This window comes from Pseudomonas sp. DCB_AW (assembly GCF_026240895.1).
Lineage (GTDB): Bacteria > Pseudomonadota > Gammaproteobacteria > Pseudomonadales > Pseudomonadaceae > Aquipseudomonas > Aquipseudomonas kermanshahensis.
The window spans coordinates 47,999-64,720 of the sequence record NZ_JAPFCE010000008.1 but is presented as its reverse complement, the minus strand read 5'-3'; the positions used below and the strand labels follow the sequence as shown (position 1 = coordinate 64,720).

Below are 16,722 nucleotides of genomic sequence, written 5' to 3'. Positions count from 1 at the left end.
GGACAACACATGTTCAAGCCTGAACGGGGTATCACCTGCCTGCGCCTGGCCCTGCTGGCAGCACTGGGTTTGCCAATGCATGCCCGCGCCGACTTCGTCGCCGACAGCCAGGGCAGCCTGGAGCTGCGCAACTTCTACCAGAATCGCGATTTTCGCCAGAGCGGTGCCAAGGCCTCGCAAGTCGGCAACTGGTCGCAAGCCTTCATGCTCCGAATGCAGTCGGGTTTCACCGACGGGCCTGTCGGGTTCGGGCTGGATTATCTCGGCCTGCTGGGGGTCAAGCTCGACTCAGGGCGTGGCCGCAGCGGCGACGGCACGCTGCCTTTTGGCTCGCAATCAGGCCGGCCGGTGGACGACTTCAGCCACATGGGGGTTACCGGCAAGCTGCGCGTGGCCAAGACCCGACTCGACGTCGGCATCCTCACCCCGACCTTGCCCGTGGTCTTCCGTGATGACATGCGCCTGATGCCCCAGACGTTCGATGGCGCGCTGCTGCAGTCGCAGGACGTCGAACGGCTGACCCTCACCGCCGGGCAACTCTGGCGCTCACGCACCCGCGAATCGTCAGGCAGCGACCGCATGTACCTGGCCGGGCGCAGCGCCGACTTCGACAGCGGCGCCTTCGATGTACTCGGCGCCAGCTATGACGTGGGCCACGGTTTGATCGCCAGCGTCTTTCGCGGCGAACTGCACGACGTCTACCGGCAAGACTACTACGGCCTGGTGCACACGCTGCCACTGGGGCCAGGGATGTCGCTGCTCACCGACCTGCGCTACTTCGACAGCAACAGCGCCGGCACTGCCAAGGCCGGCAGCGTCGACAACCGCAACTTCAACATGATGAGCACCTTCAGTGTTGGCGCGCACAAGGTTGGCGTGGGCTACCAGCGCATGTACGGCAATGACGCCTTCCCCACCCTGAACGGCTACACCCCGCCGTACACCGCCAACCTGGTCACGATCGGCACCTTCACCAGTGCCGGCGAGGTCTCCTGGCAGGCCCGCTATGACTACAACTTCGTCGCCCTTGGGCTACCCGGGCTGAGCTTCATGACCCGCTACGTGCGGGGCGACGAGATCCGCACCAGCGCTGCCGACGGCCATGAGTGGGAACGCGACACCGACCTCGCCTACGTGATTCAGGCCGGCTACTTCCAGGGCCTGAGCCTGCGTTGGCGCAACGCGGCCTATCGCTCCAGTTACGCCAGCGACATGGACGAGAACCGGCTGATCCTCAGCTACACCCTGAAACTCTGGTGAATCCCCCTACACCTGCCCTTCGAGGTACTTCCATGAGCCAGACCTTCGAGACCCTGCAACACACGCAGAGCACTGCCAGCACCCACCGCCAGGTCAGCTGGCGGATCATGCCGCTGCTGCTGATCAGCTACGTGTTCGCCCACCTGGACCGCATCAACATCGGCTTCGCCAAACTGCAGATGAGCAACGACCTGCAATTCTCCGACACCGTGTACGGCCTGGGGGCCGGGCTGTTCTTCGTCGCCTATGCGATGTTTGGCGTGCCGGCCAATCTGGTGCTCGACAAACTCGGCCCGCGGCGCTGGATCGCCCTGATGATGGTGACCTGGGGGCTGCTCTCCAGTGCCATGCTGCTGATTGAAAGCGCCCAGGGTTTCTATGCCCTGCGTTTCGGCCTCGGGGTGGCCGAAGCCGGTTTCTTTCCGGGCATTCTGGTCTACCTGTACCGCTGGTTCCCGGCTGGGCGCAGGGCGTCGATCACGGCCCTGTTCACCCTGGCGGTGCCCATGGCCGGCGTAGTCGGCGGCCCGGTATCGGGCTGGATCCTCGAACACATGCAAGACACCGCCGGGCTGCGCGGCTGGCAGTGGATGTTCCTGATCGAAGGCCTGCCAGTCGTGGCGCTGGGCCTGGTGATACTGGCGCGGCTCGACGACCGCATCGAAGACGCACGCTGGCTCAGCGACGCGCAGAAGCAGGCGTTGCAGCAAACGCTGGCCGGCGAAGAAGCGCGCAAACAGATCAGTTCCTGGCGCGGCATCTTTGCCAATGGCCAGGTCTGGCTGCTGGTGGCGATCTATTTCGCGGTCATGCTGGCGGTCAACACCCTGGCCTTCTGGATGCCTGCGCTGATCCACGGCTCGGGGATTGCACACGACAGCCAGGTTGGCCTGCTCAGTGCCCTGCCCTATCTGGCGGGCTGCTTCTTCATGATTGCCGTGGGGCGTTCTTCAGACCACCACAAAGAGCGGCGCTGGCACTTGTGCGTGCCGATTCTGATGTGCGCGTTGGGCTTGACCCTGACCGGCCTGCAGCCGCAGTCACCGCTATGGGTCATGGCCGGCCTGGCCATTGCCGGCATGGGCGCCAGCAGCGCACTGCCGATGTTCTGGCAGTTGCCACCCGCTTATCTGGCCGGCCCGATACTGGCGCCGGGGCTGGCGCTGATCAGCTCGCTGGGCAGTGTCGCCGCTTTCGTGGCGCCTTACCTGATCGGCTGGATGCGCGACAACACGCAAAGTGCCAGCCTGGCGCTGTACCTGTTGTCGCTGGTGATCGCCTTGGGGGCGCTGCTGGTGCTGCGTACCTCGGCTGCGGTGGTCAACCCACGCTGAGGCGAGGTACGCAGGCAGGCGTGGCTAGGCCGCGCCAGCCTTCAGCAACTATCCCTCTCAGGGACGAACTGCAGTCACTTCGATCTCAACACGCCAGGCTGGGTGAGCCAAGCCTGCAATCTGGAACGCGGAACGTGCAGGCAGGACTGGCTGCTTGGCGTCTGGGCCGAAGAACTGGGTGTAGCCGGCCATAAAGCCGTCGAAGTCCATCTTGCCGCCGTTCTCCGGGCCGCCTACCAGGAATACCTGCATCTTCACCACATCCTTCAGGCCCAGACCGAGGTCTTTGAGCTGCTTCTGGATGTTCTCGAGCACATTGATGGTTTGTGCTTTGGTATCACCGAAGGATTCCAGCGAATCCTTGGCTGCCTCTGGGTGAATAGCCGACGGAACAGAGCCGCTCAGGTAAACGACGGTCTTGCCTGCGGGTACTTCGACAGCTGCCGAAATGGGGAAACTGCCTGCGCTGTGGCGCACGACATCCTGTGCATGAACGCTCCCGGCACCAGCAATTGTCAGGGCCAATGCAGCAACGGTCTTGAAAGCGACCTTCATGTGTTTCTCCTAGTTGATTACCACGGGTGATGTGCACGCCTCGACGAGGCATGCACGGTCATTCCATTGTCGTAGCGGGGTTTAGAATCGATACAGGCTAAACGGTGTTGGGTCCAGCACTGGGGCTTTGCCCAGCAGCAGGTCGGCCGTCAACTCGGAAGACACCGGGCTTTCTGTCATGCCCCAACCGGTCGCGGTGTTGATGACCAGGCCAGAGTACTCTTTGACGGTCGAGATGATCGGGTTTTCGTCCGGGGCGATCGCCATGGCGCCGCTCCACTGATCGATCAGTTTCGACTCGGCGAAGGCTGGGAATTCGACCTTCAGTTTTGCCAGCGAGGCATTGAGCTCTGGAAGATCAGGGGCCGCCGTCATCAGCCTGTTTTTCTCGAACGGCGACACTTCATCCAGCTTCCAGCTGGTTGGCTGAAGGAACGAATCGATCAACTGCTTGTTGAGCGAGACGTGAACCGGGAAGTCCGGGATGGCCAGCAGTGGCAGGTACTTGTAGCCATACATGAAGGACTCTTTGACCACCGGCGCAACCACGACGCGCGGCGAGGTGGCGTAGGTGCCGTCAGCCTGCTCGCGGAAGTAGATGTTCCCTGGCAACGCAACGTTACCGCCCGGTGCACGAGGTGCCGCGCTGATGATCTGCTGGGACTGGTAGGCAGGCAAGGTCGGTACATCGACGCCCAGGTTCTGCATGAACAGCCTGGACCAGGCACCGCCGGCCACGACGACGCGAGAGGTCTTGATGGCGCCCTTCTCGGTCACCACGTCGGAGATGGCACCTGCTTGGGTTTCCAGCCCACGCGCGGCGCAGTGGGTGTAGATGCGCACGCCCATTTTCTTGGCGTACTCGGCCATAACGTACGAGGCACGCTCGGCGTCCAGGCTGCCCGAGTCTTCCTCGAAGCCTGCGATCTTCCAGCTGGACGAGGCACCGCGCAGGCGCTGCTCAAGTTCAGTGCCTTGAATGATGCGGGTCTTGAAGGGGATGTCGGAGCCGACCTCACGGGTTTTGAGGTCGATCCACTTTCTGACGCCTTCCAGGTCTTCTTCATCGAAAGGCACTTCGACACGGCCTTGAGTGCGGTAGCTGGTGTCAGCACCAACCTTGGCATTCATTTCGCGCCAGCGTTGCTTGGCAAGGTGGTGCAACTGGAAGGTCGCATCCGGCATCTTGTAGGTCATGACCTGGCCATAGAACCGGCAGGACTGCTCGCCAGCAATATCACCTTTCTCAACGATGACGACCGACAGGCCACGCTCGACCAGGTTGATCGCGGTGGTAAGACCGAGAATGCCCGCGCCGATGACGACCACGTCTGCTTGCTTGGGCAGCACACCCTCGGTGCCTTCGACAAAACCGAACCGCGGTTTGCCGGGGATCAACCGACCCTCGCGCGTCAGCATAGGGGTAAGAATCCCCGCACCTGCCGCAGCTGCCACAACGCCGCCGCCAATCAAAAACTTACGCCTGGTCATTCCCATGACACTTTCCTTTCCTAGCATTCAGTATCGGTTACATCAGCCCGAACAACGGGCGCATGCAAGGCCGACAGCCCACCTGGCCAACTATGCGGCCATTGTGTGAGGCTGACGGTTCAAATTGAGGGCGGCTATTCTGGTGATGCTGCACTGCGGGAGGAATCGCTGGGGGCAAATACTTACTTCATGTATTTCGTAACTTTCACACAAAGGACATAAATAGTTGATATGGCGACGTGGCGACTGCGTAAGTGGCGCTGTCCACGCGTTGGCAATTAGCCGGCCACAGCTTCTTTGAACTAATTGGTTAACCCTGCACCCTAAGCCTGAGCAGCAAGACCATTGCCACTCACTAGAAAGGTTCGATCATTTATGAAACGTGAACAGATTGAAGGTGTTGCAGAGCAGGTAACCGGTAAAGCACAAAGCGCGGTGGGTCGGCTGATTGACGACCCTGCCCTGGAAGCTGAGGGTGATGGGCGCCAGGTCGCTGGCCAACTCACTAAAAGCTACGGTGACGCATTGAACAACGTTTCTACTTTTGTGAAAGAGAAGCCCATCGCAGCGCTGGCCATTGGCGCAGCCATCACGTTAGTTCTGAGCCGCCTGTTGCGGCGTTGAGGTTCAAGCGCGTGATGTTCAGCTTCCTGGGTTGATGAAGTATCCACGGCAACTAAGCCCCTAATCAAAAGGCCCGCCATTTCAGCAATGCGCGGGCGCTCTATCGTGGTAACCGGCATTGCCGCAGAATGGGGGTACTGAAACATGACAGCGTCATCGGCTGTAATTGGGGCTGCTGTGCAGCCCATCGCAGCGGCCCCCTAGGCCCTAACTGACTGACACCCAAGGAAGAAAGAATGTCGGACCACTGTGGGATGCTTGCTCAACAAAAATACCAGCTGACATCAAAAAAACTGTTCTTCGTTTTACTAGGGGTTTTCTCGCTCACGCAACTACCCCACGCCTTCGCAGAAAACGCCAATGGTAAAACCCTTTTCCTGCAAAGATGTGCGGTATGCCACGGAGCAGATATCAAGGGAACCGGGGCGTTAGCCACTAAAAGCAACCCTCCCACACCTGACCTTACAACGGCTGCCTTCAAGAAACGCCTGAACGACTACCCAGGCGTTATTGTGGCGTCAGTGATACTTCGGCCAAATGGAAACTTGATTCCAAAGACGCTGCAGGAGAACGGTGTGAAAATCCCGCCGCACGCCTGGAGCGTTCAGGATTTTCGCGATCTGAATCAATACATGACGGGTGTGATTTCAAGAACCCGTTGATCTTGAGCGCACCGGCTAGCGTACTTAAAACGCCGGCACCACATCACCGTGATAGCGATCGAGGATGAACGCCTTCACCTGCGGCGAGTTCAGCAACGCCCCCAGCTTTTGCACCGCAGGGTCGTTGGCCTTGTCCCGGCGCACATACAGGTAGTTGGCATACGGCGACTCAGCACTTTCGATAAACAGCGCATCCTTGTGCGGTACCAGCTTGGCCTCCAGCGCGTAGTTGGCGTTGATCAGCGCCATGTCTACCTGGCCCAGTACGCGCGGCAGCATGGCGGCTTCAAGCTCCTTGAACTTCAGGTGCTTGGGGTTGCTGGTGATGTCGGCGGCGGTTGCCATGATGTTGCTCGGGTCCTTGAGGGTGATCAGCCCCTGCTTGGCGATCAAAAGCAGCGCCCTCCCGGAGTTGGTGGGGTCGTTGGGGATCGCGACGGTGGCGCCGTCCTGCAGCTCGGCGACCGATTTGATCTTGCTGGAATAGGCACCGAACGGTTCGATGTGCACAGCCACGACCGGTACCTGATCGCTGCTCGGGCGGTCTTTCTGGTACGCCTCGTAGTAAGGCTTGCTCTGGAAGTAGTTGGCGTCCAGTCGGCCCTCGTCAACCTGGCGGTCTGGCTGGATGTAGTCAGTGAACACCTTTACCTCGAGCTCCACCCCCTGCTTGGCCAATTCGGGTTTGAGGAACTCGAGGATTTCGGCGTGAGGCACGGGCACCACGGCGATCTTGAGCGTTTCAGCCTGTGCAGTACCGAGGGTGGCCGCCAGCAGGGCAAGCGAAAGTGCAATGCGCTTCACGAGAGTGTTCCTTCGAATCGTTTGAGGGTGAAAGAGGACAGGTCAAGGTCGGTGGAGCCCCGGGTGCACCACTGTGCAAAGGCTTCGCCCAAGGCAGCCGAGTGTTTGAAACCGTGGCCAGAACAGGCCGACACCACCAGGGTGTGCTTGAGCGTGGGGTGTTGGTCGATGATGAAGTGCCTGTCCGGGGTAACGGTGTAAGCGCACACGGCCGACTTGAGGACTTTGTCGGTAACCCCGGCAATACGGCCTTGCACTTGCTGCTCGTACATTGCGCGAGCTTGTTCGGCAGACACACTGCGGTCCAGCAAGTCGGGCTGCGAAGCCGTGTGGTACTGGGCCGTGGCAATTTTCAAGCTGCCCTCGCCGGGCTGCGCAGGGAAGCCGTAGTTGATGTTGTTGTCGCCGCGCCCATGGGTGAGGATGAACGTGGGCGATGCGCCCTCCAGGCCTGCACCCGGCTCAAGCTCAAACCAGAACAGCATTTGCCGGTAGACACTCAGCAACCGGTCGAAGGGCTCACCCAACAACCCGCCCGCCCAGTTACCGGCGCTGAACACCAGCTTGCCGGCCTTGACCGTGCGCAGGTTGGTGGTAACCGTGACGCCGTGCTCATCCGAGCGGATGCCGGTCACCGTTTCGCCGGTGTGCAATGTGGCGCCGTGCTGCGCTGCCAGGCGCAACTGCACCTCGATGCAGCGCTCGGGGCGCACGAAACCGCCACCGGGCTCGAAGTAGCCGATCGCGTCATCGCGCACGTGTGCGAATTGTGGGAAGCGCTGGCGGATTTGCTTGGCATCGAGCACTTCGTGTTCGATGCCATAGGCCTTGGCCAACCCGATGGTGCGCAGGGTGAAGTCGCTTTTATCGTCGGGGTCGAAGTCGGGGCTGGACGTCAGTGCGAGCAGGCCAGACTGTTCGAACAACGACTCGCCGGACAGCGCTTCCAGTTCTCGCCAGAGCTGCTGGGCCCGTTTGACGATGGGCACATACTGCGCGCCCTCGCCTACAGAAAGCCGGGTGATGCGTGTATCGCCGTGGCTTGAGCCAAGGGTATGCGGGGGGTGATAGCGGTCGATACCGACCACATCGACACCCGCCTTGGCCAACTGATACACGGTGGCGGCGCCCATGGCGCCCAGACCGATGACGATGACTTCACAGTGCTCCACGGGCAGCGCTCGCTCAAAAAGGCGCTAGTTGAAAGCAGGCGGGCTCGGGAGACAAAGAATTAAAGGGTATATCGTTATGCCTATGTGTTCTCTGGAAGGCCTGAGCCAGAGCGGGTCCAGACTTTCAGGAGCCGGCTTGCCCCACAGGTAACTGCGCAGGCTCAGACCTTGTGACGACCCTGTGGGAGCGGGCTTGTCCCGCGAATGGGGCTACGCGGTGCATGGCACCGGCTTCGCCGGTGTTCGCGGGGCAAGCCCGCTCCCACGTGCGTCAATTTTTAGACATTGCGCAAGACAGTTGCTCCCATAGGCCTCACCTGAATCAATTGATAGGGGCGGATGGTCTTGACCTTGGTGCCTTCAATCCAAGTGGTTGATGCACACCACCTTGGGCTGGGTCATGTCCTCATAGGCAAACCGCACCCCTTCGCGGCCCAGGCTGCCGTACTTGAAGCCCCCAAACGGCATGGCGTCGAAGCGGTAATCGGAGGAGTCGTTGATCATCACGCCACCGGCCTCGATCCGCCGCGCCAGCTTCAGCGCCGTCGACAGGTCTCGGGTGAATACCCCTGCATGCAGGCTGTATTCCGGGGCATTGGCCAGGGCAACGGCCTGGTCGAGGGTGTCGAACGGCTCCAGGATTACTACGGGGGCGAACACTTCCTGCAGCCAGATACGGCTGTCGTGGCTGACCGTTTCCAGTACCGTAGGTGCGTACAGAGCACCTTGCCGGCGATGACCGCAAAGCAGCGTCGCCCCCTGCCCCAGCGCCTCTTCCACCAGTTGCTCGGTACGGCGGGCCGCCTGCTCGGTAACCATCGGGCCGACATCCGTGTCCGGGCTGGCGGGGTCACCCAGCTGCAAAGCTTTGGATTGCGCGACGAACTGCTCGCGGAAGGCTTCGTACACCGCGCGCTGCACCAGAATCCGTTGCGTGCCGATGCAGTTCTGCCCCGCCGCCCAGAAGGCCCCAGAGACACAGGACTCCACGGTCGGCCCCAGGTCGCAGTCTTCCAGCACCAGTACAGGCGCATTGCCGCCCAGGTCCATGGCGAGCTTTTTGAGCCCTGCGCTGCGGGCGATCGATTCGCCGGTGGCAAAACCGCCGGTGAACGAAATCATGCGCACCTCACGCAACTCGACCAGCGCCTTGCCCAGTTCGACACCACCGGTTGCCGTGGTCACCACGTTTTCGCCAAGCCCGGCCTGCACCAGGCAATCGACCAGTTTCAACGCCGACAACGGCGCCAGCTCAGACGGCTTTAGGATCACCGCATTGCCCCCGGCAATCGCCGGGCCCAGCTTGTGCGCCACCAGGTTCAGCGGATCGTTGTAGGGCGTGATCGCGACAATCAGGCCCAGCGGTTCGCGGCTGAACCAGCCTTGGCGGGCTTCGGACCCTTCATACGCTTCGAACGGCACCACCTCCCCGGCATTGCGCCGGGCTTCTTCGGCGGACAGCTTCAGCGTGTTCACACAGCGCTTCACTTCCTTCTGGGCCTGACGCAGGGTTTTACCGGCTTCGGCCACGATCAAGTTGGCGAACGCAGCCGCATCGGCTTCGACCAACCGCGCCGCTTCTTCAAGAATGCGCGCGCGACGGTGCCGGGGCATCGCTGCACTTTCAAGGCACCCCGCCCGTGCGCGTGCCAGCAAGGCGGGCACGGCCGTGGCGTCCAGATTGGGCACACGCCCCACCAGACGGCCGTCGAAGGGGCTGAACACGTCGATGTGGCTCGGCGCTACAGCGTGAACACTGGCCATGCGAGATACGCTCATAAAGGCTCCGTTACTGACGCGGGGTGGTGTGCAGGGCGATGATGTCGGAGAGCAAGGCATAGGCGGTTTCGATACGCCCTGCGCCCGGCCCGGACACCGTGACCGCCCCCAGCAGCGCGCTATTGAACGACACCGCATTGACCGCGCCGTTGATGCCGGCAAGCGGATGATCGAGCGGCAACAGACGCGCTTCGACACTCGCGGACACCGTGCCGTCAGCACCCTTGCTGGCAGCGCCAATCAGTTTCCAGCACTGCCCCGTGGCCTGCGCCTTGACGATATCCGACGCGCTGATGCCGCTGATGCCCGAGCACATCACGTCGCTGACGTTCAAGCGCGCATCCAGCAACTCGTTGGCCAGGATCACCACCTTCAGGCGCACGTCAAAGCCTTCGACGTCCGCCGTCGGGTCGGCCTCTGCGTACCCCAGTTGCTGCGCCTGGGCCACCGCATCCGCGAACGACATGCCGTCTTTCATGCGGGTAAGGACGTAGTTGGAGGTGCCGTTCAGAATGCCTTCAAAGCCTTGAATCTGCGAACCTGCCAGGGCCTGCTTGGCCAGGCGGATCACCGGGGTGCCGCTCATGACCGCGCCTTCGTATTCGAACGCGACATTGTGGCGGCGCGCCAGCGCCTTCAGTTCGGCGCCGTGCAATGCAATCGGCCCCTTATTGGTGGTCACCACATGGATGCCACTCTCCAGCGCCCAGCGACAGAAGGTGGCCGCCGGCTCGCCATCGACCGGGTTGGTGAAGGTAGCCTCAGCGATGATGTCCGCGCCGGACTGCTTGATGACGGTCTCGTTGAACGCCTCGGCAGTGCCCCCTGCAATCAGGGCGAGCGCGCCCTTTTCGGCGGGCAAGGCTGCCAGCGCGGCAGCGTCCAGGCCATTGCGGTCGACCACCGAACCGAGGAACAGGTCGGTGACGCCGACGATCTTCAGGCTGAAGCCGAGGGTGGCCTGCCAGCTGTCATTATGCGTTGCGATCAACTGGGCCAGGCCTCTGTTGACACCGCCAAAACCGACCAGGGCAATGTTGTATTCAGTCACGAAGGCATTCCTTTTTGCTGTTGTTTGATGGGCCTAGCGTACGAGCCGGTTACGGGCAGTTGAATAGGCCAAAGTGCCGTATTTATTGGGCGTTCTGCCCACACGCGAAATGGCCGCCTGAATTGCGGGGGCTGCTCTGCAGCCCTTTCGCGACACAAGGCCGCTCCTACAGAAAGGGGCACGCGCAGGGGAGAATGGGGGTTAGAAGACAGCGGAGAGAACAAACGAGGTAACGGTGTTTTCAACACCCGGCATGCCGGCGATTTCTTTCCAGACGGCGTGGACCCGTTCCGGGGTCGCCGCAGCAACCCTCAGCATCAAGTCGAACTCGCCACTGAGCACTTCGCACTGGATCACTTCAGGGAGAGTGCGCAATTTGGCCAGCACGTCGTCACCGCGCATGCGGTCGTAGCGATAGACGAAAATCGCCGCGCTGATCAACGATGAAGGGCGGCGGGAATCCCCCAGCCGAACGGTGTAGCCCTGTATCGCGCCATCGCGCTCAAGCCGTTCGATACGCTGGCGCACCGCATTGCGCGAGAGGTTGACCTTGGCCCCGAGTTCGGCATGGGCGATCCGCGCATTGGCAGTCAATTCGGCGAGAATGCGCTCGTCCAGCGGGTCGAGGATGCGTTTCATGCCGGCCTCGACTGCGCTGCCAGCAGGGCCTGGCACAAGCCATCAAGGTCCCCTCTGCACAAGGCTGGCGGCCCGTCCTGCACCACGGGCTGCGGTGCAAGCTCACCCTCCCACACGCCCAACTGCGCCAACAGCGCAGCCGACTTGGCCGGCGCAATCTGGCCCAGGGTCACCATCGGTGCGCCGAGGCTGCGTCGATGCATGCGGCCGGCCAGCGCGCCGACAGCCGTGTGCGGGTCGACCAGCGCTGCGGCTTGCGTGCGCAGCTTGATGACTTCGCGGCGCACCTCGGCCTCATCCACCGCATAAGAGTCGAACAACACCCGCGCCTGAAGCCATTGCGCATTGCCGATGCTTAATTCACCGCAAGCCTCGAACTGCGCCATCAGTGCCGCAACGCTGCTGCCACTGCGCCCGTACAGCTCCCAGATGAAGCGCTCCAGGTTCGAATAGAGCGAGAAGTCCATGGCCGGTGACAATGTGCGCTGACTGGCGTGCGGCGCGTAGCGATTGCGGTGCAGAAACCGGTGGAGGGCATCGTTGCTGTTGGTCGACACGATCACCTGGTTGATCGGCAGGCCCATTTTCTGCGCAATGAAGCCGGCGTAGATCTCTGCGAAACTCGCTGCGGGCACACTGAACCCGACCGGGCGGGTGCCGCCCCCCAGTTGCAGCGCCGCGTGGAAGTAGAACACGATCTGGGCAAGTACCCCGACCCAGTTGGTGGAGTTGAAACACACCGGTATCAACCCTTCCAGCGGCCAGGCACGGAACAGCCGCGCCACCAGGGTCTGGCAGTCATCGAAACTGCCATCGACGGGTATCAGCTGAACACTGGCAGGGTCACCCGCCTGCAAGGCGGCCAGGCGGTCTGCCGGGATCTCGTTGCGGGGGTAGAGAATCGCCAGGCGCACCTTCGGCCTGGAAGCGAAGGCTTGGATGGCGGCAATGCCGGTATCGCCATTGGTGGCACCGACCACCAACGCCGCTTCGTCCGACTGCTCGAGAAAGTGGCTGACCAGCCGCGCCTGAAGCTGTGCGGCAAAGTCCTTCGAGGTGTGGGTAGGGCCATGAAACAGCTGCAGGATCCATTCGTTATGGCCAATCTGCTGCAGCGGCGTGATGGCACGATGGCTGAAGGCCTTGTAGCTGTCGCTGAGCAGCGCCCGCAAGGCTTGATCATCGATGGCATCGCCGACAAAAGGCGCGATCACCCGCCAGACCAGCTCATCGAACGGCAGCCATGACCAACTGGCAATCTCCTCCGGGCTGATCACCGGTAAGTGTGCTGGCACATACAGCCCGCCATCAGCGGCAGGCCCCGACAGCACCACCTCACGGAAGTCCGCCCGTACATCACCGTTGCGGGTACTTACGTAGTGCATGAAAACTCCACAGGGTTACAAAGGCCGGTGCGCGTGTGCCACCAGCCAGGAAGAAAACAGCGCGGCATCGGGCGGCAATGGGCGGCCCTGCTCGCGTACCAGGTAAAACGACTCGCTCGCTTCGATGCGCTGGCTGAACGGCGCGACCAGTTGGCCGTCCCTGAGCAGGTCCTCGACCACCGAGGACCGCGCCAGCGCCACCCCCTGCCCCAGCTCGGCCATGCGGATGGTGGACACCAGGGTGTCGAACTGCAGCCCGCGCGAATAATCGACATCGTCCGCGCCCACCCGCTTGAGCCAATACCCCCAGCCCTCTTCATAGCCCAGCACATGCAGCAGCGGGTGGTGCCTGAGGTCGCGTGGTTCGCGAATGGCCGAGCGCGCCATCAGTGCCGGCGAACACACCGGCACCAACACGTCCCAGGTCAAGCGTTGGGCATGCAGGCCGGGCCATTCGCCATTGCCCCAGCGCACTTCAAGGTCGTCCTCGCCATCGGGCGCCTTGACCCAGAGGTTGCTGATGTAGCGGATATCGATGTGCGGGTGCTGGCGGCTGAAGTCCGGCAGCCGCGGGGCAAGCCAGTACTGCAGAAACGACAGGCTGCCACGCACCTTCACGGGGCCGCGCTTGTGCTGGCCGAAAATCTCGTTGGTGCCCACCGCCAGGCGGCTGATCGCATCCTGCACCACCGGCAAGTACGACTGCCCTTCTTCGGTCAGGCCCAGGCCCCTGGGCAAGCGCTTGAACAAGGCCACGCCCAGGTGGCTTTCGAGTTGCCGAATCTGCTGGCTTACCGCGCCTTGGGTCAGGTGCAGTTCCTCCGCCGCGTGGGTAAAGTTCAAGGCGCGTGCCGACACTTCGAACGACCGCAGCCAGTTGAGCGGCGGCAGGGATTTTTGCTTCATCGACACGACCTCGTTCACAGTTGAATCCGTGCATCATGAACCGGTTTGTTCAGGTCGCGCCAACACCCGCGCCTGCCGATGCCGCAGCCGCCAGGCGCTGTGCACGTTTGTTGCGGGTCACCCAGTAGACGAAGTAGCACCAGGCAATGAACGGGATGCCGAAATACAGGGCAACACGCTGCTCCGGGTCGAAGGCAATGCCGACACACGCCAGCACGCAACAGGCAATCGCGCCCAGCGGCACCCACGGGTAGCCGCGCACCCTGAAGTGCAGGTCTTCGACCCGGCCGCCATTGGCCACATAGTGCCGGCGGAAGGCCATCTGGCTGGCGGCGATGCTCATCCACACCACCACCACCGCCAGGCCGGAAATCGACACCAGCGCCAAGTACACCGTGTCTGGCGCCAGCACGCTGCTGAGCAACGACGCCGCGGCGCCGGCCATGCTCAGCATGATGGCGTTGACCGGCGTGCCGCGTGGCGACAGGCGGGCGAAGCACTTGGGCATATGGCCCTGGTCACTGAGCGTCCACAGCATCCGCGAGGCCGCGTACAACCCGGAGTTGGCGGCCGACAGCAGCGCGGTGAGGATCACGAAGTTCATGATGTCTGCCGAGTACGGAATGCCGATCAGGTCGAAGACCATGACGAACGGGCTTTCGACCAGGCCTGCCTGTTCACGCGGCAGCAAGGTGGCCAGGACGATGATGGTGCCGACGAAGAACAGCGCCAATCGTACTACCGTAGTACGTATTGCCTTGGGCACGCTGTCCTGTGGGTCTTTTGCCTCACCGGCGGCAATGCCGATGAGTTCGGTGCCGGAGAAGGCGAACGACACCGCCAGCAACGTCATTGCGATCGGCAGCAAGCCGGTCGGGAATAAGCCTTCGCGGGTGAAGTTGGACAGCCCGATGCCCTGCACGTGCTGCACATCGAGCAGGCCAAAAATCGCCGCCCCGCCGATGGCGATGAAGGCGATCACCGTCAGCACCTTGACCAGCGACAGCCAGAATTCGGTCTCGGCAAACAGGCGTACCGACACCACGTTGCTGACCAGTACCGTGATCGCGAACAACGCGCTCCAGATCCACACCGGCGTGTCGGGGAACCAGCGCACCATCAGGATACCCGCCGCGGTGAACTCCGAGCCGATCGCCACCGTCCAGGTCAACCAGTACAGCCAGGCCACCGTGTACCCGGTGCCAGGCCCCAAATAGCGGGTTGCATAACTGCTGAACGAGCCAGTTTCGGGCATCTGCACCGCCAGTTCACCCAGGCAGACCATTACCAGGTAGACCATGACCGCGCCGACGATATAGGCGATGACCGCGCCCAAGGGCCCGGCCTGGTTGACCGTGTAGCCTGACGTCAGAAACAGGCCAGTGCCGATCACGCCGCCCAGCGCCAGCATGACGATGTGGCGCGTGTGCATCTCTTTCTTGTACCCGGCCGGGTGGCCCGACGCCGCGTTTGAGTGTTCGGTGGACATAGTTGAGTTCTCATGAAGTGGCTGGCACAGCAGCCGGCAGGTGGCCCTGAGGCCGCCACCGTCGCTGTGTCAGCGGCTGTTATTGTTATGGCTTTCATGAATCATGAAGGGCGTGCCCGACGCCTCAGGTCGACACTTCGACGTGCCGGCCACAGGTGTCGCTGCCCTGCCCCTGCGCGCGTTCGACCTGCACAGCGGCGAACGCCTGGCGCAGGTCTTCCAGCAGGTCGGCGGTATCCTCGATGCCGACCGACACCCGCACCAGGCCTTCTGAGATGCCCAGTGCCTGGCGCTCTTCCAGGGTGTTTTCCACGTGGCTGGTTGTCCGTGCCGGCCCGTAGATGGTTTCCACCGCACCCAGGTTGCCGGCGCGGTGGGCGTAGCGCAGCTTGGGCAGCAACTTGACGACGGTGTCCATCCCGCCTACCAGCACGAAACTGACGATGGCGCCAAAGCCGCGCATCTGCGCACTGGCGATCGCGTGGCCTGGGTGCCCAGGCAACCCGGGGTAGTTGACCGACTCGACCAACGGCTCGCTGCACAGGTACTCAGCCAGAGCCTGGGCGCTGGCCTGCTGCTGGCGCAGGCGCAGTGCCAGGGTCTTGATGCCGCGAATGATCAGGTACGCGGAAAACGGGTCCAGTGAAGCGCCGTTGATTTCGCGGTAGTGACGCACCTGCGCCATCAAGGCTTCGCTGCCGCAGACCACCCCGCCCAGCACATCGCCATGGCCGGAAAGGAACTTGGTCGCACTGTGCACTACCACATCGACGCCCAGCAGCAGCGGGTTCTGGTTCAGCGGCGTGGCGAAGGTGTTGTCGGCAACGACCAAGGCGCCCACACGCTTTGCTGCGGCCACCAAGCGGCGGATGTCGAGGATTTTCAGCGTCGGGTTGCTCGGGGTCTCCAGGTAGACCACATCGCAACCCCGGGCGATTTCACGCTCCATGGCGTCGGTGTCGAGGGTGTCGCACAGCGTCACTTCGACGCCCTGACGGGGGAGGAATTCTTCGAATATCTTGTTGGTGCCGCCGTAGCTGTCGCGGGTCGAGACCACGCGTTTGCCGTTGCACAGGAAGGTATGCAGCACACCGCTGATGGCCGCCATACCGGTGCTGAAGGCCACGGCCGACTCGGCGTGTTCCAGTGCACAGAGTTTGTCCTCGAGGACCGCAACCGTCGGGTTGCTCATGCGGCTGTAGATGAAGCCCGGTTGCTTGCCCAGCGCGATGTCGTACCAGGCGTCGATATCCTGATAGCCATAGGCGGCACTGGCGATGATCGGGGTTTGGGTGGCATTGAAGGGGTGCTTGACTTGTTCCCCTTCCCACACCACCCGCGTCTCGATACCCGGCTGCACGCCGTTAGCGACCTTTGCTTGGTTATTCATGTCATTGTCTCGCATCGATGAAACACGGCGGTGTTTCGACTGGTCTGCGAGGACTATAGAGCGCACCTGCGCCCATGAAAAACGATGCAATTGGGCCCTAAGGGGCGCTTATTTTAATGGCTTACCAAGCCGCCTGCGCCGGGCAAGCCATCCGGGTTTTACGCATTACCCGGTAGGAGCA

Annotated in this window: 15 protein-coding genes; 4 read left to right on the top strand and 11 right to left on the bottom strand. The window is 62.2% G+C overall.

Annotation, left to right across the window (positions count from 1 at the left end; all coding sequences use genetic code 11):
- Window positions 1-9: 9 nt before the first annotated feature.
- The gene (locus tag OO306_RS07790) at window positions 10-1,260 is read left to right on the top strand and encodes an OprD family porin (protein ID WP_265968243.1); all 1,251 of its coding nucleotides are present in this window, start codon (window positions 10-12) and stop codon (window positions 1,258-1,260) included.
- A gap of 32 nt (window positions 1,261-1,292) precedes the next feature.
- Window positions 1,293-2,594 (top strand): MFS transporter, encoded by a 1,302-nt coding sequence (locus OO306_RS07785; protein ID WP_186682436.1) that lies wholly within the window; start codon window positions 1,293-1,295, stop codon window positions 2,592-2,594.
- Window positions 2,595-2,651: 57 nt separating this feature from the next.
- On the opposite strand, the gene OO306_RS07780 is transcribed toward OO306_RS07785, so the two are convergent.
- Both OO306_RS07780 and OO306_RS07775 read right to left on the bottom strand, forming a co-directional pair.
- Window positions 2,652-3,149: a RidA family protein gene (locus OO306_RS07780; RefSeq protein WP_033694339.1), complete on the bottom strand. Its 498-nt coding sequence runs from the start codon at window positions 3,147-3,149 to the stop codon at window positions 2,652-2,654.
- An 81-nt stretch (window positions 3,150-3,230) separates the two neighbouring features.
- A complete protein-coding gene (locus tag OO306_RS07775) occupies window positions 3,231-4,622 on the bottom strand; it encodes an FAD-binding oxidoreductase (protein ID WP_202883856.1) in 1,392 nt (463 codons plus the stop codon).
- Between the two features lie 393 nt (window positions 4,623-5,015).
- Here OO306_RS07775 and OO306_RS07770 point away from each other — a divergent pair, with 393 nt between their 5' ends.
- Both OO306_RS07770 and OO306_RS07765 read left to right on the top strand, forming a co-directional pair.
- On the top strand, window positions 5,016-5,264 hold the full coding sequence (locus tag OO306_RS07770) for a CsbD family protein (RefSeq protein ID WP_027596354.1): 249 nt from the start codon (window positions 5,016-5,018) through the stop codon (window positions 5,262-5,264).
- 254 nt (window positions 5,265-5,518) lie between these two features.
- Window positions 5,519-5,926, top strand: a complete 408-nt coding sequence (locus tag OO306_RS07765) for a cytochrome c (RefSeq protein ID WP_265968300.1) — start codon at window positions 5,519-5,521, stop codon at window positions 5,924-5,926.
- 24 nt (window positions 5,927-5,950) lie between these two features.
- Here OO306_RS07765 and OO306_RS07760 read toward each other — a convergent pair whose 3' ends face one another.
- From OO306_RS07760 to OO306_RS07720, 9 genes are all read right to left on the bottom strand, one after another.
- The gene (locus OO306_RS07760) at window positions 5,951-6,730 is read right to left on the bottom strand and encodes a MetQ/NlpA family ABC transporter substrate-binding protein (protein ID WP_186682440.1); all 780 of its coding nucleotides are present in this window, start codon (window positions 6,728-6,730) and stop codon (window positions 5,951-5,953) included.
- The gene (gene solA / locus OO306_RS07755) at window positions 6,727-7,902 is read right to left on the bottom strand and encodes an N-methyl-L-tryptophan oxidase (RefSeq protein ID WP_265968242.1); all 1,176 of its coding nucleotides are present in this window, start codon (window positions 7,900-7,902) and stop codon (window positions 6,727-6,729) included. The genes OO306_RS07760 and solA overlap by 4 nt, the downstream gene beginning before the upstream one ends.
- A 360-nt stretch (window positions 7,903-8,262) precedes the next feature.
- Entirely contained in the window at window positions 8,263-9,681 is a 1,419-nt protein-coding gene (locus tag OO306_RS07750) for an aldehyde dehydrogenase family protein (protein ID WP_265968240.1), read from the bottom strand.
- Between the two features lie 10 nt (window positions 9,682-9,691).
- Window positions 9,692-10,732, bottom strand: a complete 1,041-nt coding sequence (locus OO306_RS07745; protein ID WP_265968238.1) for a homoserine dehydrogenase — start codon at window positions 10,730-10,732, stop codon at window positions 9,692-9,694.
- 201 nt (window positions 10,733-10,933) lie between these two features.
- Complete coding sequence (locus tag OO306_RS07740; protein ID WP_027596349.1) at window positions 10,934-11,371, bottom strand: Lrp/AsnC family transcriptional regulator; 438 nt, start codon at window positions 11,369-11,371, stop codon at window positions 10,934-10,936.
- Entirely contained in the window at window positions 11,368-12,756 is a 1,389-nt protein-coding gene (thrC, locus tag OO306_RS07735) for a threonine synthase (protein ID WP_265968237.1), read from the bottom strand. Before thrC ends, OO306_RS07740 begins: the two co-directional genes overlap by 4 nt.
- A 15-nt stretch (window positions 12,757-12,771) precedes the next feature.
- Window positions 12,772-13,662: a LysR substrate-binding domain-containing protein gene (locus OO306_RS07730; RefSeq protein ID WP_027596347.1), complete on the bottom strand. Its 891-nt coding sequence runs from the start codon at window positions 13,660-13,662 to the stop codon at window positions 12,772-12,774.
- 49 nt (window positions 13,663-13,711) lie between these two features.
- The gene (locus OO306_RS07725) at window positions 13,712-15,151 is read right to left on the bottom strand and encodes an amino acid permease (RefSeq protein WP_027596346.1); all 1,440 of its coding nucleotides are present in this window, start codon (window positions 15,149-15,151) and stop codon (window positions 13,712-13,714) included.
- 124 nt (window positions 15,152-15,275) lie between these two features.
- Entirely contained in the window at window positions 15,276-16,541 is a 1,266-nt protein-coding gene (locus OO306_RS07720) for a cystathionine gamma-synthase family protein (RefSeq protein WP_265968236.1), read from the bottom strand.
- Window positions 16,542-16,722: the final 181 nt, after the last annotated feature.

What these genes read in the sequence shown, in the direction of transcription:
- OO306_RS07790 (WP_265968243.1), top strand. Translation starts at nt 10, where the DNA reads ATGTTCAAGCCTGAACGGGGTATCACCTGCCTGCGCCTGGCCCTGCTG.
- OO306_RS07785 (WP_186682436.1), top strand. Translation starts at nt 1,293, where the DNA reads ATGAGCCAGACCTTCGAGACCCTGCAACACACGCAGAGCACTGCCAGC.
- OO306_RS07780 (WP_033694339.1), bottom strand. Translation starts at nt 3,149, where the DNA reads ATGAAGGTCGCTTTCAAGACCGTTGCTGCATTGGCCCTGACAATTGCT.
- OO306_RS07770 (WP_027596354.1), top strand. Translation starts at nt 5,016, where the DNA reads ATGAAACGTGAACAGATTGAAGGTGTTGCAGAGCAGGTAACCGGTAAA.
- OO306_RS07765 (WP_265968300.1), top strand. Translation starts at nt 5,519, where the DNA reads ATGCTTGCTCAACAAAAATACCAGCTGACATCAAAAAAACTGTTCTTC.
- OO306_RS07750 (WP_265968240.1), bottom strand. Translation starts at nt 9,681, where the DNA reads ATGAGCGTATCTCGCATGGCCAGTGTTCACGCTGTAGCGCCGAGCCAC.
- OO306_RS07740 (WP_027596349.1), bottom strand. Translation starts at nt 11,371, where the DNA reads ATGAAACGCATCCTCGACCCGCTGGACGAGCGCATTCTCGCCGAATTG.
- thrC (WP_265968237.1), bottom strand. Translation starts at nt 12,756, where the DNA reads ATGCACTACGTAAGTACCCGCAACGGTGATGTACGGGCGGACTTCCGT.
- OO306_RS07730 (WP_027596347.1), bottom strand. Translation starts at nt 13,662, where the DNA reads ATGAAGCAAAAATCCCTGCCGCCGCTCAACTGGCTGCGGTCGTTCGAA.
- OO306_RS07725 (WP_027596346.1), bottom strand. Translation starts at nt 15,151, where the DNA reads ATGTCCACCGAACACTCAAACGCGGCGTCGGGCCACCCGGCCGGGTAC.
- OO306_RS07720 (WP_265968236.1), bottom strand. Translation starts at nt 16,541, where the DNA reads ATGAATAACCAAGCAAAGGTCGCTAACGGCGTGCAGCCGGGTATCGAG.